19 protein-coding genes are annotated in these 26,302 nt (G+C 64.2%); 5 read left to right on the forward strand and 14 right to left on the reverse strand.

Annotated features, from left to right (window positions below):
* Positions 1 to 5: 5 nt before the first annotated feature.
* The 5 genes from N511_RS0112500 to N511_RS0112520 all read right to left on the reverse strand — a co-directional run bounded on the left by N511_RS0112500 (position 6) and on the right by N511_RS0112520 (position 6,773).
* Entirely contained in the window at positions 6 to 914 is a 909-nt protein-coding gene (locus N511_RS0112500) for a branched-chain amino acid ABC transporter permease (protein WP_027679609.1), read from the reverse strand.
* A 10-nt stretch (positions 915 to 924) separates the two neighbouring features.
* Positions 925 to 1,806 (reverse strand): branched-chain amino acid ABC transporter permease, encoded by an 882-nt coding sequence (locus tag N511_RS0112505; RefSeq protein ID WP_027679610.1) that lies wholly within the window; start codon positions 1,804 to 1,806, stop codon positions 925 to 927.
* Positions 1,807 to 1,936: 130 nt separating this feature from the next.
* Positions 1,937 to 3,097, reverse strand: a complete 1,161-nt coding sequence (locus N511_RS0112510) for an ABC transporter substrate-binding protein (protein ID WP_027679611.1) — start codon at positions 3,095 to 3,097, stop codon at positions 1,937 to 1,939.
* A 445-nt stretch (positions 3,098 to 3,542) separates the two neighbouring features.
* Positions 3,543 to 6,224, reverse strand: coding sequence for a PAS domain-containing protein (locus tag N511_RS0112515; protein ID WP_027679612.1), 2,682 nt, complete (start codon positions 6,222 to 6,224; stop codon positions 3,543 to 3,545).
* Between the two features lie 108 nt (positions 6,225 to 6,332).
* Positions 6,333 to 6,773 (reverse strand): surface-adhesin E family protein, encoded by a 441-nt coding sequence (locus N511_RS0112520; protein WP_027679613.1) that lies wholly within the window; start codon positions 6,771 to 6,773, stop codon positions 6,333 to 6,335.
* Between the two features lie 123 nt (positions 6,774 to 6,896).
* Here N511_RS0112520 and N511_RS0112525 point away from each other — a divergent pair, with 123 nt between their 5' ends.
* Entirely contained in the window at positions 6,897 to 7,697 is an 801-nt protein-coding gene (locus tag N511_RS0112525; RefSeq protein WP_027679614.1) for a YhfC family intramembrane metalloprotease, read from the forward strand.
* Here N511_RS0112525 and N511_RS0112530 read toward each other — a convergent pair.
* From N511_RS0112530 to N511_RS0112560, 7 genes are all read right to left on the reverse strand, one after another.
* Complete coding sequence (locus N511_RS0112530) at positions 7,694 to 9,052, reverse strand: sigma-54-dependent transcriptional regulator (protein WP_051530917.1); 1,359 nt, start codon at positions 9,050 to 9,052, stop codon at positions 7,694 to 7,696. The genes N511_RS0112525 and N511_RS0112530 overlap by 4 nt on opposite strands.
* Entirely contained in the window at positions 9,049 to 10,965 is a 1,917-nt protein-coding gene (locus tag N511_RS0112535; RefSeq protein ID WP_037026644.1) for a sensor histidine kinase, read from the reverse strand. The genes N511_RS0112530 and N511_RS0112535 overlap by 4 nt, the downstream gene beginning before the upstream one ends.
* 3 nt (positions 10,966 to 10,968) lie before the next feature.
* A complete protein-coding gene (locus tag N511_RS0112540) occupies positions 10,969 to 12,309 on the reverse strand; it encodes an MFS transporter (protein WP_027679617.1) in 1,341 nt (446 codons plus the stop codon).
* Positions 12,310 to 12,600: 291 nt separating this feature from the next.
* Complete coding sequence (galU, locus tag N511_RS24185) at positions 12,601 to 13,551, reverse strand: UTP--glucose-1-phosphate uridylyltransferase GalU (protein WP_051530918.1); 951 nt, start codon at positions 13,549 to 13,551, stop codon at positions 12,601 to 12,603.
* Between the two features lie 267 nt (positions 13,552 to 13,818).
* A complete protein-coding gene (locus tag N511_RS0112550; RefSeq protein WP_027679618.1) occupies positions 13,819 to 14,637 on the reverse strand; it encodes a hypothetical protein in 819 nt (272 codons plus the stop codon).
* A gap of 318 nt (positions 14,638 to 14,955) precedes the next feature.
* Positions 14,956 to 15,966: a ParB/RepB/Spo0J family partition protein gene (locus N511_RS0112555; RefSeq protein ID WP_027679619.1), complete on the reverse strand. Its 1,011-nt coding sequence runs from the start codon at positions 15,964 to 15,966 to the stop codon at positions 14,956 to 14,958.
* Entirely contained in the window at positions 15,963 to 16,631 is a 669-nt protein-coding gene (locus tag N511_RS0112560; protein WP_027679620.1) for a ParA family protein, read from the reverse strand. The genes N511_RS0112555 and N511_RS0112560 overlap by 4 nt, the downstream gene beginning before the upstream one ends.
* A 415-nt stretch (positions 16,632 to 17,046) precedes the next feature.
* Here N511_RS0112560 and N511_RS0112565 point away from each other — a divergent pair, with 415 nt between their 5' ends.
* On the forward strand, positions 17,047 to 17,250 hold the full coding sequence (locus N511_RS0112565) for a cold-shock protein (protein WP_004632415.1): 204 nt from the start codon (positions 17,047 to 17,049) through the stop codon (positions 17,248 to 17,250).
* Between the two features lie 78 nt (positions 17,251 to 17,328).
* Here the strand turns inward: N511_RS0112565 and N511_RS0112570 are convergent, their stop codons facing one another.
* Positions 17,329 to 18,405: a replication protein RepA gene (locus tag N511_RS0112570; RefSeq protein ID WP_009240208.1), complete on the reverse strand. Its 1,077-nt coding sequence runs from the start codon at positions 18,403 to 18,405 to the stop codon at positions 17,329 to 17,331.
* A 1,446-nt stretch (positions 18,406 to 19,851) separates the two neighbouring features.
* On the opposite strand from N511_RS0112570, the gene N511_RS0112575 reads away from it, so the two are divergent.
* On the forward strand, positions 19,852 to 21,156 hold the full coding sequence (locus N511_RS0112575; protein WP_027679621.1) for an NCS2 family permease: 1,305 nt from the start codon (positions 19,852 to 19,854) through the stop codon (positions 21,154 to 21,156).
* A gap of 287 nt (positions 21,157 to 21,443) precedes the next feature.
* Here the strand turns inward: N511_RS0112575 and N511_RS0112580 are convergent, their stop codons facing one another.
* Positions 21,444 to 22,706, reverse strand: a complete 1,263-nt coding sequence (locus N511_RS0112580; RefSeq protein WP_027679622.1) for an integrase — start codon at positions 22,704 to 22,706, stop codon at positions 21,444 to 21,446.
* Between the two features lie 297 nt (positions 22,707 to 23,003).
* On the opposite strand from N511_RS0112580, the gene N511_RS0112585 reads away from it, so the two are divergent.
* Entirely contained in the window at positions 23,004 to 23,786 is a 783-nt protein-coding gene (locus tag N511_RS0112585) for a DUF4397 domain-containing protein (RefSeq protein WP_027679623.1), read from the forward strand.
* Positions 23,787 to 23,876: 90 nt separating this feature from the next.
* Complete coding sequence (locus tag N511_RS0112590) at positions 23,877 to 26,294, forward strand: hybrid sensor histidine kinase/response regulator (RefSeq protein WP_027679624.1); 2,418 nt, start codon at positions 23,877 to 23,879, stop codon at positions 26,292 to 26,294.
* The last annotated feature ends 8 nt before the right edge of the window (positions 26,295 to 26,302 follow it).

The raw sequence follows: 26,302 nt of genomic DNA on the forward strand, positions 1-26,302 counted from the left end.
CGGCCTCAGTGCGATTCATTGGAAGCAGCCGGGGTGGCGGCCGTGCCAGGCATGGTGCCGCCGCGCTTGATGCCGAACCAGCGCGCGAAACGCGCCGGATCCCAGATGCCCTTGGGCAGGAACAGCACAATCACCATCAGGATCACGCCGTTGACGACCAGGCGGAAATCCTTGAACGCACGCAGCAACTCCGGCAGCAGCGACAGGATCAGGCTGCCCAGCACCGGGCCCGTCAGGCCATTCGTGCCGCCCAGAATCGTCATCGTCAGAATTTCGACGCCGCGGTCGAAGCCGAATTCGTTCGGGCCGATGAAGAACGTGAGGTGCGCATTCAGTGCACCGGCCAACCCGGCGATGGCCGCACCCAGCGTGAAGGCCAACAGCTTAGTGCCGGCCACGTTGATGCCCATAAGCCCTGCAGCGGTTTCGTCTTCCTTGATGGCCTCGAATGCGCGGCCCACCTTCGAGCGACGCATGCGTGCCAGCACGAACAGCGTCGCCAACACGGCCACCGCCACATGCCACCACTCGGTCAATTGCGGAATGCCGTTCAGGCCCAGCGCGCCGCCGGTCCAGTTCTCGGTGTTCAGGATCAGCACGCGCACGACCTCACCGAAACCCAGCGTGGCCATGGCCAGATACACGCCCGAAAGGCGCAGCGTCGGCCGCCCGATGACCACGGCCACCACGGCCGGCGCCGCCATGCCGCCGAGCAGCGCGACGGAAAACGGCATCTCGGCGTTCATCGTCAGCAGCGCCGCCGTGTACGCGCCAATGCCCATGAAGGCCGCATTCGCCATCGCGAGCAGGCCGCACGACAACGTCAGGTAAATGGACAGCGCCAGCAATGCATTGATGCCCAGCGTGAGCACCAGGTTGCTGTAGACCGACCAGAAATTGTCGAACCATTCCATGTCGGTCTCCTTAGGCCTTGCGTTCCAGCACCTTGCCGAACAGCCCTTGCGGCCGCACCAGCAAGATCAGGAACAGCAGACCGAACGCCACCGCGTCGCGCATGGTCGAGCCGATGTAGGCCACCGACAGCACCTCGGCAAACCCGAGGAACAGCCCGCCCAGCATCGCGCCGCGAATATCGCCCAGGCCGCCGAGGATGATGACCGCGATGCCCTTGTGCAGCATCGGCTGGCCCATCAACGGGAAGACCGCGTTGGAGTACAGGCCGATCAGCACGCCCGACAATCCGCCCAGCGCGGCCGCTGCAAACGAGGTCAGCAGGAACAGACCTTCGACATTGATGCCCAGCAGCGCGGCGGCTTTCGGCGACTCCGCAATCGCGCGCAGCGCGCGGCCGAGTTGCGTGCGCTTGAGCAGCAGCATGAGCGCGGCCATCAGTGCAAACGACAGCACGATGATGCTCAGCTCCAGCGGGGTGAGGTGGATGCCGCCCAGATCCAGCGAGGCATCCGAGACGAGCCCGGCCGGGAAGCGCAGGTTTTCGGCCCCGAACACGCCCTGCATGGCGTTGTTGATGGCGATGCCCGCGCCGATGGTGGCAATCATCGGGATCAGGTGCGGCGCGTTGCGGCGGCGCAGCGGGCGCAGCAGCAGCACATCGATGATGAGGCCGGCCACGCCGCTCACGGCAAAGCCCACGGCCAGTGCGGCCCAGAGCGGCAGCTCGAAGTGGAGAACGACCTGCAGCGCCGCATAGGCACCGAGCATGAAGACCGCGCCGTGCGACAGGTTGATCACGCCCAGGATGCCGAAAACCAGCGTGAACCCCAGGGCGAACAACGCATACACGCACCCGAGCGACAGCGCATTGACGAGTTGCTGTTCCAGCATGATGAATCAGAGTGAGGTGCGGCCGAACGTGACCAAGGCAGTCACCGGGCAGCCACAAAAAAAGCGATGGGGCGTAGGTTTAGCTACGCCCCGCCTGTCTCGTTCAAAGGGTTTCAACGAGAACCGAAGATTACTTCTCGATCGTGTACTTGCCGTTCTTGGTCACGCTCACGATCGGCGTCTGCACGGCGTCGTAGCCGGCCGGCTTGCCACGCGCGGTGACCTGGCGGAAGGCAAACGCGCCCGTCGCGCCGGTGTGCTTGACTGCCGGCAGTGCATCGCGGATTGCCTTGCGGTCGGCTTCGAGGTTGCCGCTGAACTTAACCGTCTTCAGCGCCTTGCTCGCGATGTACATGGCGTCATACGCCTGCGCCGCAAACTGGTCCGGCGCTGCCTTGTACTTGGTGGTGTAGGCGGTGATGAACTTGCTGTTCTCGGGCGTGTGGTTCTCGATCGACCACGGGCTGCCCACCCACAGGTTGTCGGACTTGTCCTTGGCCAGGTCGAACACCTTGACCGAGTTCATGCCGTTGCCGCCGATGACCGGCACGTTCAGGCCAAGCTGGCGCGCCTGCACCATGATCGGACCGCCTTCGGCAATCAGCGCCGACAGCACGATCGCATCCGGGTTCGTCGCCTTGATCTTGGTGAGCTGGGCCTTGAAGTCCACGTCGCCCTTGGCGAAGGTCTCGGTGGTCGTGACCGGAATCTTCAGGTCTTCGAGGGCCTTCTTGAAGTTGTCGTAGCCGCTCTTGGTGAAGACGTCGTCGTTGCCGTACAGCACGGCAACCTTCTTCACGCCGGCCTTTTTCACAACGGTCTGGATGGTGGCCGGCAGCACATCGGCTTCGGTCACGGAATTGCGGAAGACGAAATCGCCGATGCTGGTGATGCCGTCTGCGGTGTTGGAGGTGCCGAAGGCCACCGTCTTGGCAGCCTGCGCGATCGGGTCAGCCGCCTGGGCCGAGTTGGACAGCGTGGGGCCGAACACCATCGCCACCTTGTCCTGGAAGATCAGCTTCTTGAAGACGTTGATGGCCTCTTCCTTCTTGCCCTGCTCGTCTTCGATCACCAGCGCGATCTTGCTGCCGTTGATGCCGCCTGCAGCGTTGATCTCATCAGCCGCCAGCTGGAAGCCGTTGCGGATGGCCACGCCGTATTGGGCTGCACCGCCCGACAGCGCTTCTGCCACACCGATCTTGATGTCCTGGGCCGCGAATGTCGTGCCCGTTGCGATTGCCGCCCCCGCAGCCACTGCCGTCAACAGCAGCCGTTTGATCATTTTTTGCATGCGAACCTGCTCCTTGTTTGTCCGTCGCGATTGCTTGAATGCGATGCGTCTCGAAGATGCGCTGGCCCAACACCGTCGCTCCCCCGCATGCGCCCTGCATCGCGTCCGGACGCTCGCCTGCCGGTTTCGCGCCACGCATGACAACGTTGGCGAAACGGCGGAAGACCAGCCGGGCGAGCGATGCCGGATCGGGCATGCGCGCACCGAAAGTGCGTCGGAGTGTGAAGCGAAGGCGCCATGGGTGCAGCGCTCTTGTGCGACGCGCCGGGGTGGCCGGCGCGTGCAGTCAGTCGCGGGACTTTACCGGAAAGCGCACGACCGTGCGATAGGGGATTGTCCGCCGCCCGGCCTGGGGGGCCGATGTTGCGTTGCAATATTGCCTGCGCAATACCGCCGGATCGGCGCCGAGCGTACCCGTTTCTGCGTGCCGTGCGGCGCTGCGAAATCAGCCCGTCGACAGCTCGTCGGCGCTGACAAACAATCCCTTGCCGCGCGATTTGGCTTCATACAGCGCCTCATCGGCGGCTTCGAAGACAGCGCTTTGCGCCAACGTACGCGCGTCGAAAGTCGCGATCCCGATGCTCGCACCGACCTGCACCATCGCCTCGCGCAAGCGAAACGGCTTGTTGCATGCGGAGAGGATATTGGCCGCAACCGTCTTCGCGTCGTCCGGGTGCGACAGGTGCTCCAGGATGACGGCGAACTCGTCGCCGCCAAAGCGCGCCACGCCGTCGTACGGGCGCACCGCCCGCGCCAGGCGCTGCGCGAAGGTGCGCAGCAGCGCATCGCCAACGGCATGTCCGTGCGTGTCGTTGACGACCTTGAAGCCGTCGAGGTCGACCAGCAGCAGCGCGCCGGTGGATCCGGTCACACGCGCCTGGTCGAGCGCCGCCAGCAAACGCTCTTCAAAGCCGGCGCGGTTGGCCAGGCCGGTGAGGTGGTCGGTGGTGGTCAGCGCGCGCAGGCGCAGCTCCTGTTTCTTGCGCTCCGTGATGTCGAGCGTGACCGAATGCACGCCGGCCACGCGGCCTTGCGCGTCGAACTGCGGAAGGTAGCTGACCTCTTCGCAGCGGTACAGATCGCGGCCGCGGAGTTCGCGCTCGAAGACCATCGTCTCGCCGCCCAGCGCGCGCCGCAACGCATCACGAAGGAGGCTGTAAGCGTCGTCACCCACGACTTCACGCAGCGTCTGTCCGAGCATGCTCGAGGCTGAGCGTCCGTACGCTTTCTCGTAGGCGGCATTCAGGAAACGGAAGCGCTCGTCGGTGTCGATGAAGGCCACCAGCGCTGGCAGCGCATCCGTCACGGTCTGCAGCGTTTCGCGGCTGCGCTGCAGCGCTTCCTTGGCGGCCTTGTCCTGCGTGATGTCGCGCATGACGGACGAGAAGTACTCCATATGTCCGGCCGGATCGCGGTGCGCGATGATCATGTGGTTGATCGGGACGACCTGACCTTCGGCGCCACGCACCGTGGTTTCGCCAATCCAGACGCCATCGCGCGCAGCTGCCGGCACGGCCACCTCGCGCAGCCAGCCCATCGTCTCGGGCGGGTAGAAGTCTGCAACGGTCAGGCCTTCGAGATTGGCGTCCAGCGGGATGCCGGCGAAGCGGCGGCCGGCCGGATTCATGTACGTGACGTTGCCCTGGATGTCGCTCTGCGCGACAAAGTCGGTGGTCGAATCGAGGATCTTGGTCAGCACGCGCGACGCCTGTTGCGCACGCGCCCGGACGGTGATGTCTTCCATGGCCCCGACGTGGCCGACCACCTCGCCATCCACCCGCACCGGTGCCGTCGTAACAACGAGCAAGCGCTCGCCGAGACCCGGCACGATCACGCGCTGCTCGGCGTGGTAGCCGGCCCCGCGCGCGACCGCATCGCGCCAGCCGGCCATGATGGCATCGCGGTCGTCCGGATGCAGGCGCGCCAGCCATACGTCGGCCAGCGCCTCTTCATGCGTGGCGCCGAGCAGGCGGCGATACGCCTCGTTGGTATAGACGGTCCGGCCGTCCGCATCCGAGCGAAACAGCCCGAGCGGGGAGGCGTCGTTCACGGCTTCCAGTTCTGCGCGCTGCCGGACGACCTCGCCCATCAGCCTGTGGAACGCCGTCGACACCGCGTCGATTTCGGCTGAGGCACCGAGCCGCTCAAGCGGCGGCGCATTGCGCAAGTCCGTGGCGGAGAGCTGCGTCATGGCGGCATGCAGCCGGCCGAGCGGGCGCAGCAGCCACAGCATCGCCGCCCACACCGACACGCCGATCAGCGCCGCCAGCACTAGGAGCGACCACCGAAAACGCTGGCGCATGAGGAAGAGCTGCCGGTTGGCCTCGGCGCCGGGCAACACGGCAGCGAGCGTCCAACCAGCGGCGATGATGTCTTGCGTGGTGACCACGTCGCCGCCGCGCTCGGGCAGCGCATCGGGGTCCGCGCGGAAGGCTGCGGCGGCCTCCGGATCGGCATCGAGCGGTGCAAGCGTCTTGTCGGCCTCGGGGTGCACGATATAGACCGGGTTCTCACCTCGCGTGGCCAGATAGACATGGCCCGTCTGGCCCACCCGCATGTCGCGCAGATCGCCCAGAAAGTTCGGCTTGAGCAGGTACAGCGACGCGCCGATCAGCCCGACGAGATTGCCATCCCGATCATGCACGGGCGCGGCCATGATGACGATAGGCTCGCCGCCCACGCGGTTGCGCAGCGGTGCGGAGATGGTCGGCTGATCGACCACCATGACCTGCCTGAAGTAGTCCCGATCCGAAATGTCGATGCCGACCACGCTCGCGCGGCGCGTCGAGGTGGTCGTCACCTTGCCGTCGGCCGAGGCCAGGAACACGCCGTCGAACAGGCCGCTTACCGGCTGGATGGACTGGTAGAACGCGGCTTCCTCGACAGGGCTGTTGAATCGCACAGTGCGCATCTGCTGCGCGGTGCGCTCGAGCACGCCGAGATACGTGTCCAGCCGCTGCTTGAGGTCTTCCGCCGACTCCTTGACGAGGGCCGTCTGCTGCACCTTGATCTGCGCCATCACCTCGCGGCGGATCGGCTCGCGTTGCGACCAGCCGAACAGGCTCACCACCGTCACGCTGATGACGGTCGCCATGATGGCCGCCTGCGACTTCAGGGTCAGTTTCATCGGACGGTCGGCTGGCACCGGCGCCCCTCGCGGCCGGCGTCTTGTTGTAGTGGGAGGGCAGACACCATAGTGCGCTGCCCGCCGGTCATTGTCGAGCCGCCGTGGCGTCTAGCGGCGGCCGCAGACGTAAGCGGCCGAGCGCGACGCCAGCGTCCCGGAGCGGATGCGCATCCAGTGTGCGCCGGCTGCGGTGTCGCTATCGAGCGTGGCGCCATCTGGACCGCGGACGACGTAGTCGACCAGGCGAATGCGCTGGCGGTGGCAGTCGATCTCCTGGCGCGAGAGGATGACCGTGCCCGGCCGATAGCGGGCGCCGTGGGCGCGACGTTCGCTGCGCTTGAGCACGGTGCGCGCCAAAAATGTCTTGTGACCTGTGCGGCTGGAGCGCAGCGACGTGCGGTCGATGGAAGCCACAACGGAGGTGGTCGTCAGGTACTCGTGCCAGCGTGCGGCCTGGGCAGACGCCGCCATGCCGAAAGCGCCGACGCCGACACCACATATCCAGATCCACCGCCACATCATGCGTTTCACGACCGTCCGTCCTGCCATATCAAAAGCCAAGAAGCGGCACTGCTGCCGCAGGCACGTATTGTAACAATCGATCCGCAAGACTCGCGCCTGGCCCCTCAGGTAGCATGCGGCCCAATTCGATCGCTCCAACCGCCATCCGCCATGCCCACCGTTGCTTTGTCTGCCCTCGTCTCCCACGCTGCCGCGGCCTTGCTGATCGCCAGCGTGCCGGTCGTCGCGTGGTTCTGGCTGCGGCGGCGCTTTGACCTGGCGTGGCGCGACATCGGTGTGGGCGCAGCCGTGTTCGTCGTGTTTGCGCTGGTGCTGGAGCGCACGCTGCACCTGTATCTGCTGCAACTCAATCCGACGACGGCGCATTGGCTGCGCATGCCTGCGCTGTTCGTCATCTACGGCGCGCTGATGGCCGGTGTGTTCGAGGAAAGCGGCCGCTGGCTCGGCCTGCGTTTTCTCGTGCGCAAGCCCGGAGGCGCCGCGACACCCGTGGCTTACGCGCTCGGGCACGCGGGCATCGAGGCCTGGCTGGTCGGTGCGGCATCGCAGGCGCAGATGGTGATGTTCGGCATTGCCTCCAACCGGGGCGAGCTGGAATCGCGCCTCGCGGCCAGCGGCGCCGAAGCCATGACCGGGACGATTCACGCCATGCTCGCGCAGCTTTCGCCGTGGCTCGCGCTCGGTGCGATCAGCGAGCGCGTTGCGGCGATGCTGATCCAGTTCACGCTCACGCTGGTGGTGTGGCACGCGGTGCGCCAGCGGCGTTTTGTGATCGTCGTGCTGGCGGTCCTGCTGCATGCGCTGGCGGACTTGCCGGCTGCGCTGTACCAGGTGCATGTGCTGCCCCTGGCGGTGACCGAGGCGATCTACGCGGTGGCCGCCGTGCTGCTGGCAGCAACGTGCTGGCCCCCGCAGGGCGGCCGCAGGATCGGCGAATCTTCGCTGCGCTAACTACTGCGGAACCGGTCCGGCTCGATGCCGTGCCGGTTGAGCTTGTCGTACAGCGTCTTGCGCGGCACGGCCAGCAAATCCGCCGCGCGCGCAACGTTCCCCTCCGTGGCGCGCAGCGCTTCTTCGATGGTGGCGCGTTCGACTGCCATCATGCGTCCGGCCAGGGAATGCTGGCTCGATTCGGACGCCACCAGGCCATCGTCCAATCCGAGGCAAAAACGCTCGGCCACGTTCTTCAGTTCACGCACGTTGCCGGGCCAGTCGTGGTGCTGCCAGCGCATCATGTCCTGCGCAGACCAGTCGGGCGCGGGGCGCTCGTAGCGCACTGCGGCCTGTTGCAGAAAGTGCGCCATCAGCAGCGGAATGTCTTCCGCACGCTGACGCAGCGCAGGCAGCGCAATCGATACGACATTCAAGCGGTAATACAGGTCCGCACGGAACTGGCCGTGATCGGATGCCTCCTTCAAATCGACCTTGGCCGCGGCCACCACACGGCAATTGACGGGCACGCTCGCGTTGCTGCCCAGCCGTTCGATGCTGCGTTCCTGCAGCGCGCGCAGCAGCTTGGCCTGCAACGCCAGCGGCATCGATTCGATTTCATCCAGGAACAGCGTGCCGCCATCGGCGTATTCCATCTTGCCGATGCGGCGGCGGTTGGCGCCCGTGAAGGCGCCGGCTTCGTGGCCGAACATCTCGCTCTCGAACACGGATTCGGGCAAGGCCGCGCAGTTGAGTGCGACGAACGGGCCGCGACGTCGGCTGCCTTCGTGAATGGCGCGCGCGAGCACTTCCTTGCCCGAGCCGGTCTCGCCCGTGACGAGGATGTCCGCATCGGTCGGTGCCAGTGCCGTGACGAGCCGGCGCACGTTCTGCATGACGGCGCTCTGCCCGATCAACGGGTACGCCTGCCGGCCCTGCAGCGCTTCGCGCAGACGCAGGTTTTCGGACGTGAGCCGGCGTTTTTCCAACGCGCGCCGCACCACGTCGACGAGGCGCTCTGAGTGGAACGGCTTCTCCATGAAGTCGTAGGCGCCGGCGCGCATGGCCGCCACCGCCATCGTCACATCGCCATGACCGGTGATGAGAATGACCGGCAACTGGCGGTCGTGCTGCAGCATCTCGCGCAGCACGGCCAGGCCGTCGCGGCCGGGCAGGCGCACGTCGGTGACGACCACGGCCGGCGTCTGCGTGGCAAGCGCAGCCAGCGCGCTTTCCGCATCGGCAAAGGACTGCACCGGCACATCGGCCAGCGAGAGTGCCTGTTCGCAGCCCAGGCGCACGACATCATCGTCTTCGATCAGGAAGACGGGCGCGTGGTCGATGGGGGAAGGATCGGGCGTGCCGTGTTCAGTCATGTGGGTTTCACAACGCGTTCAAGCTCGATGATGAATTCTGCGCCCGGCGTGCCGTCGCTGGCATTGCGACCTTCGAGCCGGCCGCCAAAGTCTTCGATGATCGCCAGCGAAATCGCCAGCCCGAGCCCCAGGCCCTGACCATCGTCCTTGGTGGTGAAGAACGGCTCAAACAGACGCGGCAATACATCGGCGGGAATGCCCGGGCCGCAGTCGCGCACGGTGATGCGTACCCATTTCTCGATGGCCTCGACACTCACGCGCACGATCGCCGATCCGGCAGCGGGCGCCTCGGCGGTGGCGTCGATGGCGTTGCGGATGAGGTTGACGAGCACCTGCTCGAGCCGCACGGCATTGGCCCACACAGCAAGGTCTGCCGGCACCGGCTCGATCACCACGGTGACGCCGGCCTGGCGGCGACGCGTCTCGATCAGCATCAGCGCCTGGCGGATGGCTTCGTCCACCGACACCGCTGCGCGTGCCGCATCGCCCTTGCGCGAGAACGCCTTGATGTGTGAAACGATGCGGCCCATGCGTTCGGCAAGTTGGCTGATGTGCGTGAGGTTGCCGCGCACCTCGTCGATGCGGCCGCGCTCGGCAAGCTGGTTGGCGTTGTCGGACAGCGTGGTGAGCGCGGTGAGCGGCTGGTTGAGTTCGTGCGTGATGCCGGCGGCCATCTGGCCAAGCACGGCGAGCTTGCCGGCCTGCACGGCGGCATCGCGCGTTTCGCGCAGGATGCGTTGCGCAGCGTCGAGCGCCTCGACCTTGCCGGCGAGCGCGGTATTGGCAGACGTCAACTCGGCGGTGCGCTGGGCGATGCGCGCTTCCAGGTCGCGCTGGACTTCGCGCAGTGCGGCGCGCGCGCGGTGCTGCTCTTCGCGCCGACGCTGACGCAAACGCAAAGCGACGAGCACCGCAAAGATGAGCGCCATCGCAAACGCCGCGCTGGCCCCGGCCACCAGCGCAGTGCGCTGCTCGTCGCGCGGGTCGATCAGCACGGCGACCTGCCAGCCGAGCAGGCCCACTGGGCGGTACTGCACACGCAGTGTCGATACCGATTTTCCGGGCAACGCCACGCGCACAGTCTGCGGCGGCTGGTCCGCAGAAAAGGGTACGCTCGCGCCTTGCCCGTCGTTCATGCCGAGCGGCGCGAGGATGTGCGGCGCGTATTGGCGCGTCGCGTCGAGTGCGGCGCGCTGGTCCGCGCTCAAGGTGCCGAGCGTGCGGTATTTCCACTCCGGTACGGACGATAGGAAGATCACCCCGTGGCGATCCACCAGCAGCACCGTATCGCCGCTGCGCGACAACGTGGCCTCGAACGCATCGAGGTTGACCTTCACCACCACCACGCCGATCGGCGTGTTGTCTTCGCGCACGGGCGCGGCGACGAAATAGCCCGTCTCGCCCGTGGTGTTGCCGACGCCGTAGAAGCGACCCAGCCCTTCGCGCATGGCTTCGACAAAGTACGGGCGGAATGCGTAGTTCTGGCCGACGAACGAGGTCGGCAAGTCCCAGTTGCTGGCGGCAATCGTGAGGCCGGTCGTATTGATCAGATGAGCGGCAGCCAAGTCGGTGGCCGCCTGGACTTCTTTCAGATAGGCGTTGGCCGCACGGCGCGGAACGGCGTCGCCGGCCTCGGGGTTCTCCAGAAGCGCGACGTGCAGCACGTGCTCCAACGCAGCCAGCCTCGGCAGCGATTCATACCGCGCCAGCGTGCTGCGCAGATTCTGCGCGTAGAAAGTCGTGCGCTGGCCGGCCTCTTCGGCACGCGCGGCAACGTAGCGTTGCAGGGCGATGGCGTAAGCGCCCCAACCCGCCGCCGCGCAGCACGCCGCCATGGCCAGCGCGACGGCCACGCGCCACCCTCGCCCGCGTGCGGGTGGGGCAAGGTCGGCGTGGCCGTCGGTTGGCGACATGGGTCAATGTTCGATGCGGGAATGCTTGCGAGTATCGCGCATGAACACGTACACCAACAGCGACAGGAAGATGGTGCCCGTCACGTACCAATAGAACAGCGACTCGTGGCCCGCCTGCTTGAGCCACAGCGCGATGTACTCCGCCGTGCCGCCAAAGATCGACACCGTAAGCGCATACGGCAGACCCACGCCCAGCGCACGGACTTCTGCGGGGAACAGCTCCGCCTTCACCACCGCGTTGATCGACGTGTAGCCCGAGACGATCACCAGCGCCGCCATGATCAGGAAGAACGCCATCCACACGTTGGTGGTCTGGCTGATGCCGGTCATGATGGGCACGGTGAAGAGCGTACCCAGCACGCCAAAGGCAATGAGGATCGGACGACGGCCGATGCGATCGGACAACCCGCCCACGATCGGCTGCAGCATGGCGAAGAGCAGCAGCGTGGCGCCGGACACCAGCGTCGCCTGGTCCTTCGACAGACCGACCGTGTTGGCCAGGAACTTCTGCATGTAGATCGAGTACGTGTAGAACGCCACCGTACCGCCCATTGTCAGGCCCACGACCGTCGCGACGGCGCGCGGATGCTTGGCCAGCTCCGACAGCGTGCCGCGTTTCTTGTTGGCCTTCGCGGCGGTAAAGGACTGCGTTTCCTCCATGTGCGAGCGCATCCGCATCGCCACCAGCGCACACAGCGCGCCGATGAAGAACGGAATGCGCCAGCCCCACGCCTCAAGCTGCGCCGGCGACAGCACGAACTGCTGCAGCACGATCAGCAGCGCCAGCGCCGTCAGTTGGCCAGCGATGAGCGTGACGTACTGGAAGCTCGAATAGAAACCGCGGTTTTCCTTGTTGGCGACTTCGCTCAGATACGTGGCCGAGGTGCCGTATTCCCCGCCAACCGACAGCCCCTGCAGCAGCCGCGCCAGCACGAGCAGCACCGGCGCCGCCACGCCGATCGTCGCGTAGCTCGGTGTGAGCGCGATGATGAGCGAGCCGGCGCACATGAGCACTACCGAGAAGAACAGCGCGCGCTTGCGGCCGTACCGATCGGCGTAGATGCCCATCAGCCAGCCGCCCACCGGACGCGCCAGAAAGCCCACCGCAAACACCGCCGCGGTATTGAGCAGCTGCGCGGTCTGGTCGCCCTTGGGGAAGAACGACTTGGCAAAGTACAGCGCAAACGCCGAGTAGACATACCAGTCGTACCACTCGACCAGATTGCCAACCGAACCGGAAAAGATGGAACGCAGACGGCGGCGAACATCTGCGGGAGTGTCTTTGGTGGGGGCGTGCGTGGGCGACAACTCGCCCGTGACCGCGCCAGCCTGAGGCTGCGTCATGGTGTCTCCTTGGAGCGTTGGCGGCGACCTTTGCTTGTGACATGTCGGCACACTTGGCTGCGTGCGCGACGTCCGAGCGGTCCGCCGGTTTATGGGTGATCGCTCTTACTCAAGAAGCATTCCATGCGAAAAGCAGACGCGCCGATGCGCCGCAAATGCCCATGGCACAGGGCTTTGCGGGAAATCGACGGAACAGGGAACGACGGGAGGAGTGTGCAGTTTCTCAGAATCGACCGGGGCAACCTGTGCGGAAACCCGCACGACCGATTCTGAGAAAGAGAGAGGCTAGGCTCAGGCGGCCACGCTCAGCGGAATGGTGTCGCGGACCAACGAATCCATCTCGGCAGAAACATCCTGATGTGTTTGGGCCATGCCCAGGCGGTCATGCAAGTACGCCTCGAAGTCAGCACGCACTTCCGGATGGCGCAGGGCAAACTCGACGGTGGCCTGCAGGTAACCGAACTTGCTGCCGCAATCGAAACGCTGACCACGATAGCGATAAGCCAGGATCTGCTCTTCAGCCAGCAGGCTCTGGATGGCGTCGGTCAATTGCAGTTCGCCGCCGGCGCCCGGCTTCAAATTGCGCAGATGGTCGAAGATGCGCGGCGTCAGGATGTAGCGGCCGACCACGCCCAGGTTCGACGGTGCGTCCTTCGGTGCCGGCTTCTCGACGATGCCGTCGAGCTTGACGAGGCGGTCATCCCATTCACGGCCCGCCACCACGCCATACGAACGCGAGGCTTCCGGCGCAATCGTTTCGACGCCCACGATGGAGCACCGGTAGTGATCGTAAAGCTCCGTCATCTGCTGCATGACAGGCGGCTGGTTGTCCAGCAGGTCATCCGCCAGGATCACGGCGAAGGGTTCGTCGCGTACCAGTTTCTGCGCGCACAGCACCGCGTGGCCGAGGCCCAGCGTCTCGGGCTGGCGCACATAGAAACACTCGACGCCGGCCGGCTTGATGGACTGCACCATCTCCAGCAGCGCCTGCTTGTTCTTGGCCGCCAGTTCGGTTTCGAGTTCGTACGCCTTGTCGAAATGATCTTCGATCGCCCGCTTGGCGCGGCCCGTGATGAAGATCATTTCCGTGATACCCGCAGCGGCCGCCTCTTCCACCGCATATTGGATCAGCGGTTTATCGACGATGGGCAGCATCTCTTTCGGGCTGGCCTTGGTGGCGGGGAGAAAGCGCGTACCGAGCCCCGCCACGGGAAACACGGCCTTGGTGATCTTCTCGTTCATGACAACTCCATTGGTGGGACGTAGCGTCATGAGCAAGTCATATGCCAGTGCCCGCCAACGCGTTGAAGCTTTGGCTTGCGCGTGTTTTGGGGCGGAGCGAGGAGGCTTACTGCCTCTGGCTCGACGCCTTTCCTACAACGGGTTGCAACTCCGTCACACGAACTTTCAGCGCCGAAAGTTGAAAAGCGTACCCAATTCTGCGTGCCTGTCTTTGGGATATTGACCCTGTGCAGACCAGTAAGCGCCCGCTAACCGCGCATCAGAACATCAGGAAGATGGTTTGACCCAGCCGCGCGAGACCGGCGCTGCGCGCTCTGCCGTCCGTCGGTAAGCATCGATCTGGGCGTTCAGCTGCGCGACCTCCGCCTCGAGCGTGCGGATGCGCTGGCGCAGTTGATCGGCTTCGTTTTGCGTCTGCTGGCGCACCGCATCGTTCTGCAGGCGCAGAAAGCGCTCCGTACCCGCCAGTGCGCTGGCCGCGCCCTCGAGGCGGGTGACGGTTTCCATGGTCTGTTCAAGGCGCTCGAGCGTTGCATCCGTCAACTTGGGCGGCACGGCCGGCGCCGTCGCGAGCGCCTCGCCAAGACGCCGCTCCAAGTCGGCCATGGCCGCCTGCAGCTGCCGATTGCGGGCGGCTTCGTGTTCGAGCGCGCGCTCCGCGACCTCGGCGCGAATGCGCGCTTCCATCCATTCGGCGCCTGCACCGGGGGCGCCAATGGCGCGTGAGGCGATGCGATTACGCTCGTCGCGCGCAGAAAGCGTACCCGTTTCTGCGTGCAATGGAATCGGCCACGGCTCCACCGCATCTGCCGCCGCGACGTTATTTGCGGCCGGGTTGCGGCCGTGCGCCCGATCCACGGCTTTCTGCAGCGTCGTATTGCTCGGACGTCGGCGTACGCCCGCCTCCGCCAACCACTGCACATATCGTCGAACGCCATAAACGCGGCGCGTCACCGCTTGAACGGCTTCGATGACCTCGTCCAGGAACACCGCGTTGTCATGCGGGAACGCAATATCCAGCCGCTGGATCGCTTCAACGATCCGCTGCTGCTGCTCTGCAGAGAAATGGAGTCCGGGTCGCGCCATGGGGTTAATCAGGTGTATTTATAGTGTACATGAAGGGTTAAAAACATCAAGGCACTTGATAAACACGTCATTATTTGAATATAGCTACATTCTATTTGTAGTACCGTTCTGCAATGGAAACGGCCCCTGCAGCCCACCAAACAGACCTTTTTTGCAACGATTTGGCGAGGCGGGAGGCAGCTGGTGGCGTTATGAGCGAGGCGCCGCACAGAGAACGCAGAAACGGGTACGCCCCGGGCGCTGTGGCCCTCCAGCGCAAGGAAAAGGCGCAAAAAAAAAGCGCCCTTGCGGGCGCTCTTCAGCATGTCTGCGGGAGAACTACAGTAGAGCGACGTCCAGGCCAAAGCGGCTTTTCAGCGCTTCAACCAGCGATTCGCGTGCACCACGATCGCCCAGCTTGACATCGAGCATGACGCGGCCGGAGTCCCATTCCTTGATTGTGCCGAGTAGATCACCTTCAGCGCTACGGATCTTGTACTGGCGGCTGACTTCCTTCACCTTGCGAGTGCGTCCTTCCTGAGCCACCTTGCGGATCTGCTCCACATCGCGGCTCGACAGCCCTTCTTCCAAGACACGGTGTACCAACTCCCGCGTGCGGTCTTCGCCGGCGCTCTTGAAGTACAGGGTCAACTCATAACCGGTGGCGATGCCGATTCCGGCCGGCCGCTCCTTCATCACTTCGAGCACGGACTCCGGCAGCTTCAGCAAGGCGAGGGTCTTGTTGACCGTGCCCGCAGATACACCGGTAATTTCACAAATATCTTCTTCTTTTTTAACTTTTCCTTCGTCCAGTAGCTGGCGCCAGGCGATCGCGTTGTCCAGTACGGACTGGCCGGAGCGCTGCTCGTTGAGGACGAAGGAGAGACGGTAGAAATCGATGTCGGACAGGCCATCTTCGATGAAGCAGTCCATCTCGGCCTTGCCGGCGGCAGCCAAGGCGCGCTTACGGTAGTGTCCGTCGATCAGGACATACCAGCCCGGGCGCGCTGGGTCTGGAGCCGCCAACCCCGGCGTCTGCTGACCGTGCGTGGCGATGGAGGCAGCGCGCTCCTGAACGATCTGCGGATCGTAGATGCGGCGAGCGTTGAGCGGATTCTCTTGCAATCGCTCAAGCGGAATCTTGATGACGCGGCGTTCGGAAGCGTTCGAAGCGGCCGGACTTTCAGCGCTGAAAGCAGGAGCGGGCGCCGGTTGCCCCAACAGGCCGCGCGGGTGGGATGTAATGGCTTTTTCTGCCAACGCAAACCGATCCACCGGTGCCGCCTTGGTCTTTTCGGCGGCAATGCCAGCCAGCATGCCGTCCTTGAGCGATTTCAACTTCGCGCTCATACACGTTCCTCCTGCAACAACTGCAACACCTCGTCGATCAAGATATCGACTTCATTAATCGCCTCCCGAGCGCCGGACACACCGTGCACCGTGGCACCGATCGCTTGGCACTCGCGAAATGCCGAGCGGGAACCGATCATGGAATCCATCAAAGGAATATCACCATCATCACCAAGAATTTCAATTGCTTGCTTGGCGAGCGAGACACGCCGCTGGACCATGTTCGCCAGGACACGAATACGCAGCGTCTCATTGGTGACCTGAGCCTGCTGAGCCAGGGCTTTGGCGGCCACGGCCGCCCAGAGGTCAGGCGGGGAAGGCACAACAGGGATGAGCGCAATGTCTGAGATCAACAACGCGCTGGACGACGACGGCGAGTGAACCGCCGGGGGGCAATCCACAACGATGTAATCGTAGTCCGCCACAAATTTGCGGACCTCGCGATGCATGGCGCCTCCAGAAGGCGCCAGACCGATGACCGAAGCCGGGAAGGGCTTCTCTTCCGGAGCCTGGGCGGCCCACCGTGTGGCGGTTCCTTGCTCGTCCATGTCGACGAGCAGCGTTTTATTACCGCGCAAACCGAGGGTGCCTGCGATATGCATGCTGACCGTGGTCTTGCCGCAGCCGCCCTTCTGATTGAATACCGTTACGATCTTGGCGCTCACTGGCCCTCCACTTTCAGCGCTGAAAGTCAGCAGCGCTCATCTTAGGGAAGACGGCATGAAAACACAAGATCGATAAAATTCAATTCATACAAATTTCATCGAAAAGGACGCGCACAAGAAGCGCCGGGCAGGCGGTTTTCAATCCACTTAAATTGAGATGTAAATGCGGCCTTTGGCGCATAACTACATGCATTCAACACTGCATTTACAGGCTTCCTAGGTGTTTACCAGTGAGATGCATAAAAGCGACATTTCGGAAAAATGCCGCCCATCGACACTCTGCCCCAAACTCGTTATGATGCTTAGACAGTCGTCTGAAGACTTTGTCTACGCAAGATTCGGAATCAGCCGGTTCTTCGTGCGATGTCCGGATCGGCTGGACGACGTGTTTTTTGTTTTTTAAAGGAATTTTTGCATGGCCACGGGTACTGTCAAATGGTTTAACGAAACCAAAGGCTTCGGCTTCATCACTCCGGACGGCGGCGGCGCAGATCTGTTCGCGCACTTCTCCGAAATTCAGGGTTCGGGCTTCAAGACCCTGAAGGACGGCCAGAAGGTCACCTTCGAGGTGAAGCAAGGCCCGAAGGGTCTGCAAGCCTCGGCGATCAAGCCGGAATAAGTTTCAGGCTGATCGCCTGAGATGAAAAAAGGGGAGCTTCTGCTCCCCTTTCTTTTTGCCTGTCACACCCGCTGGGCTTCAGGCCAATTTCCGCACGCTGGTACGCGAAGGCTGCAGAATCAGCGCCTTGGAAGAGTCGGCATCCACCTTGGCGTCCGGATAGACAACCAGCACATCCTTCAGCGCCTTGCGGAACAGTGCACGGAATTTCCGCTCGCTTTCGGTCTCGGTACCAAACTGCATCTGCAGTGCTTCCCAAGGGATCTCTGTACGCTTCTGGATCGTAAAGAAGCGGTAGGTGAGCCACGAATACACATCCAGCGCAAACGGCGACTGCTTGAGCGCCTTCAATGCCCGCATATCCACCGGCACGGGCCGATTCACCAACTCGTTGAAGAACGGCTCGGACAGCACCACAAAGCTCTCGAACATCGAACCTTGACCCGGCTGCATCGGATCCCACCAGGTCGACAGTTGATCAGCCAGCAGGTAACCGATGCGATCGATCGATAGCGGTTCCTGGTTCTGATTCTGGCTGCTCGGTGCCGACTTGTTCTGCACGATGGCAATCGTGGCCGAGAACAGACGAATCATCTGCTGGCGCACCAACGTCATGGTGCCCCGCTTGCCGCCGGTGGCCATCGGGATGCCCAAGTTGTACATGAACTCGGACAACGAGTTACCCAGCGAAATGCGTCGATCTTCCACCGTACCCTGGAACTCGCCGCGCTTTTTCTTGGCCATGATCTCCTTGCCGATCCATGCCAGCATCAGGCGCGGATACGAGCCATAGGGATAGCCGAAGGAAACGGTTTCAGAAACGATGCGCTGCCGCCCATTGCTGGCCCGCTCCGAACGCTGCTGCGTGAAGTAGCCTGGCTGGATCATCAGCGAGATGTTGCCGCTGGAACGCGTCCAGACGGGCGGCGCACCTTTGGGCGCGCGGTAGGGGAGGGTGACCTGCACGCTCGCGCGGCTAAGAAACCCGACCTCGCCGCTTTGCCAGGCGTCTTCGCGTTCCATTGCCTGCGCCTCGTCGAACAGACGCTGAAATTTCTCCGGCGCGGCAATGACTTGCCCTCCCGAGGGGACGATGATGCGGCCGGGCGAATCGTCGTCCGGTTTCCCATTGGGTGTGAGGCGTTTGGTGACCATGGTGGGCAAGATTTGTTCAGAGCCTTTGTACTAAAACGCCTTCGGCTTGTCACGCAGAATTGGGTACGTTTTCCGAATTTTGCTCGTTGTCGCGGGAAGGGCATCGGTGGGCAACCGTCAAGGTTGTCCACGGAAGACCTTTCCTCACTACAAGCCATATATACCTTCTACGTTTACTACAGGTAAACCGTATACGCGGCCCGCAAACCCTTGTCAGTGCTGGGTTCAGAGGGGTAAACCGAACCAGATTCTGCGAAGGTGCGAACCAGATTCTGCGCGATGGCGTACCCGCTTCTGCGCGAAACCGTACCCGCTTCTGCGCATTGGGCGTACCGGAATCTGCGGGGACAACATCATGTTGTCCACAGTGTTATCCACAGAAAACCGACGCACGCCGGCGCAATTCGATGCGTTTTTGCGGTTGCGTACCCGTTTCTGCGCTCGATTCGTCGATTTTTGAAGCCCAGGGAGCTTGATCGCCACTAAAGCGAACCCGTTTCTGCGTACGCGAGCGCAGTTGCAGCGTGCGCGTGCGTACCCGAATCTGCGTGCGAAAGAGCATCTGCCATTTCCATGCTCCTTTTGATTCCAGTACTTTGCTTGAAAGCAAGCACACGCTTCGAAAGTGTCACCCCAGTCTTCATGCGTACCCGTTTCTGCGCCGATCCTTTGGGCGGTTTGCGCATGGGTGCGTTGCTCCAGGTGCTCCGGGCTTTAAGTCCGCGGGAAGAATCAGAACTTTCATCGCTGAAACCTGGGCGACAGGACGTGGTTCGCCGAGCCCCCGGACGCGTGGCCGCAGGCCACCGTACCTGTTTCTGCGGGTAAAAAGCCTTATCAGCCAAGGGCTTGGCGTGGCAGCCTGCAAAAGTAGCGTACCTGTTTCTGCGTAGGTGTTCGCAGAAACAGGTACACCCAAATCCGGGCCTTTGCGCAGAAACGGGTTCGCGTTGGGCCACGGGCGGAACGCAATCGAGCGCAGAAACGGGTACGGACCAACTCTCCACGGATCCGCAGAAACGGGTACGCCGTCGCTTTGTCATCCTGTACTCGCGGATATTGGGAAATGTGTACCCGTTTCTGCGAGGGCAGGCGCAGAAATGGGTACGCCAATCGCTGCGCAGGCCGCGTCGTTTCGGGCTTTCGCAGAAACGGGTACGGTTGCTCGCTGGGCGTTGACCTCCCGTGGCCTAGGCGGCGCGCTACCCGGGGCGTGCACGCCCATGGGGTTTCGGGCATGATGCGCATCCCGCGCGCCGGCCTGGCACTTGGCTGGCGCGTTTTCCATCATTCGATTCGCATGAACCGTATTTCGACCGTGCCGCCTGCGGGCGCCGGAATCTTGCTAAGAGTAGCCTCGCCCCATGGCGGGCGTGCGTCGGGGGAGCGGAGCGCAGGACAGCGCCAGCCAGCGATGACACTTCACAACAAGAGGAGACAACCTGAATGACCTGGATTGCGCGCACCTTCAAGCTCGAGGAACACCAGACCAACGTCCGCACGGAAGTGCTCGCGGGGCTGACAACGTTCCTCACGATGGCGTACATCATCTTCGTCAACCCGAACATCCTGGCCGACGCCGGCATGCCGCACGACGCAGTGTTTGTCGCCACCTGCATTGCCGCGGCGATCGGCACCATCATCATGGGGATGTACGCGAACTACCCCATCGCGATGGCGCCGGGCATGGGCTTGAACGCCTACTTTGCGTACGCGGTGGTCAAGGGCATGGGCTTTACGTGGCAGGCGGCACTGGGCGCGGTGTTCATTTCCGGCTGCCTGTTCCTGCTGGTGAGCGTGTTTCGCATTCGCGAGATGATCGTCAACGGCATCCCGCATTCGATTCGCGTGGCGATCACGGCCGGCATCGGGCTGTTCCTGGGCATCGTGTCGCTGCGGGGGGCGGGGCTGATCGTCGGGAATCCGGCGACGCTCGTGACGCTGGGCGATGTGCATCAGCCCTCGGTCATCCTGGCGGTGATCGGCTTCTTTGTGATCGTGGCGCTGGACCACCTGCGCGTGAAGGGCGCCATCCTGATCGGCATTCTGGCCGTGACGGCCGCGAGCTTCTTCTTTGCGGGCAATACGTTCCACGGTGTGGTGTCGATGCCGCCGTCGCTTGCCCCCACGCTGATGCAGCTCGACATCATGGGTGCGCTGTCGGTGGGCATCCTGAACGTCGTGCTCGTGTTCTTCCTGGTGGAGCTGTTTGACGCGACCGGCACGCTGATGGGCGTGGCCAACCGCGCGGGCCTGCTCAAGCAAGGCAAGATGGATCGCTTGAACAAGGCGCTGCTGGCGGACAGCACGGCCATCATGGCGGGCTCGCTGCTGGGCACGTCGTCGACCACCGCCTATATCGAGAGCGCTTCGGGTGTGCAGGCGGGCGGCCGAACGGGGCTGACTGCGCTGACGGTGGCCGCGCTCTTCCTGCTGTGTCTGTTCTTCTCGCCGCTGGCGGGCGTGGTACCGGCCTATGCGACGGCGCCCGCGCTGCTGTATGTGTCGTGCCTGATGTTGCGCGAGCTGGTCGACCTGAACTGGGAAGACACCACCGAAGCCGTGCCGGCCGTGCTGACGGCGCTGATGATGCCGTTCACGTATTCGATCGCCAATGGCGTCGCGTTCGGCTTCATCACCTACGCGGGCCTGAAGCTGTTCACGGGCCGCATGCGCGAGGTGCCGGTCATCGTGTGGATCATCTCGGCGGTGTTCCTGTTCCGCTTCTTCTATCTGTCCGGCGGGCACTGAGCGCCGGCCCTTCAAGCGAGCCACAACGAACGCGGACTTTCAGGTCCGCGTTTTTCTTTGGGCGTTTGCGCCGAAGCGTACCCATTTCTGCGTGCGATTGCGCAGGCGAGCGTACCCGTTTCTGCGTGCTGCCGTCGACGATTCAACGGCAAAGCGTACCCAATTCTGCGGGCGAGGTAAGCGACAACTGTCGCGCAAATCGCGCCGACAATTGGTGTCGACAATGCGTCGATACGGCACCCACGCAAGCTGGGCGTACCCGTTTCTGCGCGATGTGTGGAGGAATGTCAGGTGGACGGCACGGCCAGTTTGCGGGCGGCGTCGGCAATGCTGGCGGCCAGATCGGCTTCGCGCGCACGCACGGCGACGCTCGGCAGCGCCGCAAGGCCGAGCGCGTGCGCAATGTTGGCTGCCGGCTCACCGGTGGCAAGCCGCTCGCGCAAATGCGCACCGCGCACGCTGCGCAACGAGGCATTCTCGAGGCGCCCAGCCGCGTCGGCGTGGCCGATGGCGCGGGCGTATTCAGCGGCTTCGCCCAGCATGGCCTTGACGATGAGCAGCAGTTGCGAACGTGAGGCGATGCCCTTGCGTTCGCCGAAGTCGCGGCGCAGGGCGGGCGAGTCGATGATGGTGCCGTCGGCGCGTCGCGGCGAACGCTTGCGCACCGACAGCAGCAGCGGCGTGGCCTCGTCCGGCAGCGGCAGTGGCGACAGGCCGAAGGCCGTGCGGTACTCACGCAGCGCAGACATCAGCGCATCGCATGGCAGCCAGCGCTGCGCGCGGCCCGTACCGACCGCCAGAAGCCAGACCGATGCCGGCAGCTGTGCGCCGGCTGTTGCGTGCGAGGCCGGCACGGCGTGCAGCGCCACGTCGCCCATTCGCGCGCTCACCAGTTCCGACACACGCATCCCCGCCTGGGCGAGCAGCACGGCGAGAAAGTGATCGCGCGCCTGGCGCAAGCGCGCTTCCCGGCCAAGGGCCACCCGCGCCCGCACGGCGTCGATCACCAATGCCATATCCGACGCGCCCAGTGCGGTGTCCACGTCGGACGTTGCGAGCGGTCTGTGCGCGGGCGCATGTGGCGCTGGCGCGGTAATGACGATCGCGTCGTCATCGAGAAACGGGTTCGCGCGCAGATAGCCCGTGCGCAGCAGCCAGCCGCAGAGGTTCGCCGCGATGATGCTGCTTTGCCGCGCGGAACGTGCCGAGAGCGGACCACGCAGCGGCGTCCAGTTGGCATCGTCACGTTCGGTGCCGCGCGCGCTGACCGCCCATGCAGGCGGTTCTTGCAAAAAGCGCAGATAGGTCGATGCGTCGTCGCGCTGCCAGCTTGCGATCGGCTTACCGACTGTGCGCGCATACCAGCACACGCGCTCGGCTTCCACGCGGTACTGCGACAGCGTGGAGGCACTCACCGCGCGCGCGCCCGAAGCCCGCGCCGCAAGCCACGCCTGCACGCGCTCGCGCTCTTGGGCGAATGCCTGCAGAGCGGCCTGGGAAGCGGCGTTATCGGGACGAGGCGCGGCGTCGGCGGGGCGCGGTTCGAGCATGCGAAGCGGGTGTGGCGCACAAAGAAAAAATAGATCGCGCAAGTATAGCGATCCGTACTCGCAGGCGGCCGTGCGTGCCGATTCGAGGAAGTCTTCAGGCGCATTGGGCACGCGCCATGCTCAATGCGGGAACGTCGCTTCGTGTGTCGGACGCCTCCGACAAAACGATCGGAACCGGTTCGATAGGCGCGCGGAATGTGCGCGTTTATCTTCAGCTCCGCAAGTCGACAACAACGACCATGGGCGTGCGATGGTTGCGGCCCGATTCATGAAAAGACTCTCCCTCCGAGGTGCAAGATGAAGATACAGATCAGGAAGATCGTCGCCGTGTTGGCGCTGGGTTCGTTGGGTGTATTGGCAGGGTGCGGTGGCGGTGACGACGACATCGGCCAGATCATCGGCACCAGTGCGCCGCAGTACCGCACGGTGCATGCGAACCCGTTCATCGGCAACGTCGATTTCGGGGTGAACGGCACCACGAAGATCTCCAATGTCGCGTTCAAGAACGTCAGCAACTACTTCGGCATCGACGCGACAGCCAGCACGGGCACGGTGTCGAACACGGGCAGCAGTACGCCGCTGGCTTCAACGGGATTCACGCCGGCCAACGGCCACCGCTATACGGCGCTGGCCATCGTGGGCGCCAACGGTTCGGCCACGAGCCTCGCGCTGATCGATGATCCGTACAACAAGTCGATCCTGTCGGACAAGGCGCGCGTGCGTGCCTTCAACGCTTCGTACAACGCGCCCAACGTCGACGTCTACGTGACCGCGCCGAACGTCGATCTTTCCGCCGTCGCACCGACCATGAGCGGGGCCGCCTATGGGGCCGCATCGCCGGCCAGCACGCAGGATTCGATCTACGTCGATGGCGGCACGTACCAGGTGCGGGTCGCGACGGCGGGTACGAAGAACATCATCTTCACCTCGCAGCCGTTCAGCCTGGGCAACAACGCCGACTGGCTGATCACGACGCTGCCGGCGGGGGGCGTGGGTGCCGTCACGCCAAACGCGATTCGCGTGCTCGTGGCGCAGGCCAATGGTGCCTCGCAGACGGCGTCCGAATTGCCCACGCAGTAACGTCGCTGAACGCCCTATGATGCGGTGCTACGGCACCGCATTTTTTTTCGACGGCGCCCTCAGGAATGAAAACTGCTAACGAAGGGCGCAATGAGTGAATCCGTAACGGGCTGGTCGGCACCCGTGCGCGCAGCGCGCGAGACGCGTACTGCACTGGCCGCCACGAAGCAGGTTGATGTGTTCTGGGTAGACGATCCGTTGACGGGAACACGTTTGCACGTGAGCGCCGGTGCGCAGACGTGGGGCGTGCGGGCCGACGCCTTGTGCGGTGTGCGCGACCGCTGGCTTGCCCATGTGCATCCGGACGACCATGTCGCGCTGCGTGCCGCCTGGGACGCCCTGGCGCAGGGGCAGGCCTTTGCGATCGAATACCGCTTGCTTGGCTCCGATCACGGCGAGGTGCGCGAATACCGCGTCCGCGAACGCGGCTACCTCATGCCCCCTCTCGACGGTGTCCCTGCCCACGCCGTCGGCCTGGTTGAAGACGTCACGCAGGGCCAGCAGACCCTGGCCGCGCTCGCCGAGTCGGAATTCCAATTGCAATGGCTGACCGAAAGCGTGCCGTTTCCGCTCGTGCAGATCGACCCCGAGCACCGCGTGCGCTTTGCCAACCGGGCTTACGCACAGCGCTTTGGCTTCGGGTCTGAAGACGTGCTGGGGCGCCATCTGCGCGAGCTGATGGGCGAGGCGGCTTATGCCCGCGTCCTGTCGCACCTGAACGATGCCTTCTCAGGGCAGCGCGTCGAATTCGAAATGGAGTTGCCGTATCCGGCCAGTGTGGGCCGTCGTTTCGTGCATGCCGCGTATTCGCCGCAGCGTGGTCCGGACGGCCGCGTGCAGGCGCTCGTCTGCGTGGTGGAAGACATTACCGAGCGCAAGGACGCCGAGCACGAGCGCTTTCGCCATCAGCGCGAATTTGTGACGCTCGTCGAGAACGCACCCGACGTGATCGCGCGGCTCGATCGCGAACTGCGCTGCGTATATGTCAATCGCGCCGTCACCGAAGCGTTTGGCGTGACGCCTGCCGTGATGATCGGCAAGACGCTGGCGGCCTCGCCGCTCTCGGCTGACGTCGCGCATCCGCTGGAGGATGCGGCGCGCCGCGCCTTCGCGGCGGGCGAGGAGCAGACGCTCGCGCTGCATTTGGAAGTGCAGGCCGGGCGTCCGCGCATTGCGCACTACAACGCGCGTGTCATTCCGGAAGCCGATCGGAGCGGCGTGACGGAATCGGCGCTGCTGATCGTCTATGACGTGACCGAGCGTACCGAGGCCGAGCGCGAGCGCGACGCGCTGTTGCTACGCGAACAGGCCGCGCGTGCCCAGGCTGAAGCCGCAGCGCTAGCCCGCGATCAGTTTCTGGCGGTGGTGTCGCATGAACTGCGATCGCCGCTCAACGGGATTCAGAATTGGGCGTACGTCTTGGAAAGCCAGGTGGCCGGCGGCGCGCCGCTCATGCAGCGCGCGCTGGCGGGCATCAAGACCGGCGTCGAGCAGCAGGTGCGTCTGATCGAAGACCTGCTGGACGCCACGCGCGTGATGAGCGGCAAGCTGCGCCTGACGCGCGAACCCTTCGTGCTGCGCACCGCCCTGGAGGGCGCGCTCAACAGCGTGCACGCGCTGGCCGCCGATCGCCGCATCACGCTGCACACCACCATTGATGTGAACGAACACGAGATCGACGGCGATGCCGATCGTGTTGAGCAGATCGTATGGAACCTCCTGACCAACGCCATCAAGTTCACGCAGGAAGGCGGCGACGTCTGGCTGTCGGCCGATCTACTGGGCGAGGTCGCGCGCATTGTTGTGCGCGATAACGGCCGCGGGATTGCACCGGCCTTCTTGCCGTATCTGTTTGATCCGTTCCGGCAGGCCGATGGTGCGCACACGCGGCGCACAGGCGGGCTTGGGCTGGGGCTGGCGTTGGTGAAGCGGCTGACCGAACTGCACGGCGGCCGCGTGTATGCGCGCAGCGAAGGCGACCAGCATGGCGCGACATTTACCGTGTACCTGCCGCTGCATGCCGGCGCGGATCTCATTACGCCGCTGGCCGAAGACCCCGAGCGCACGGGGCCGTTGCCGTCACTGGCGGGCCTGCGTGTGCTGCTGGTCGACGATCAGCAAGACGCCCGCGACGCGCTCGCCACGCTGCTCACGCAGGTTGGCGCGGAAGTCGGCAGCGTGGGTTCCGGCCACGAGACGATGGCGCTGCTCGATGTCTGGGCTGCACGCGGCGAGGCAGGGCGTCCGCAGGCGGTGGTGTGCGACATCGCGCTGCCCGATGAAGACGGCTACGCGATCCTGCAGAGAATCCGCGCGTGGGAACACGAGCATCTGCCCGCGGGGGCAGCGCCGATGGTGGCCATCGCGCTGACCGCCTTTGCACAGCCGCATGATCGCGCCCGGGCGCTGGCCACCGGGTTTCAGGAACACCTCATCAAGCCCGTATCGCCGTACGACCTCGTGCGTACGCTGCGTACCCTTGCGATGTCGGTTTCGACGGCATCGTAGTCGGCCCG

It is taken from the genome of Ralstonia sp. UNC404CL21Col (assembly GCF_000620465.1).
Taxonomy (GTDB): domain Bacteria; phylum Pseudomonadota; class Gammaproteobacteria; order Burkholderiales; family Burkholderiaceae; genus Ralstonia; species Ralstonia flatus.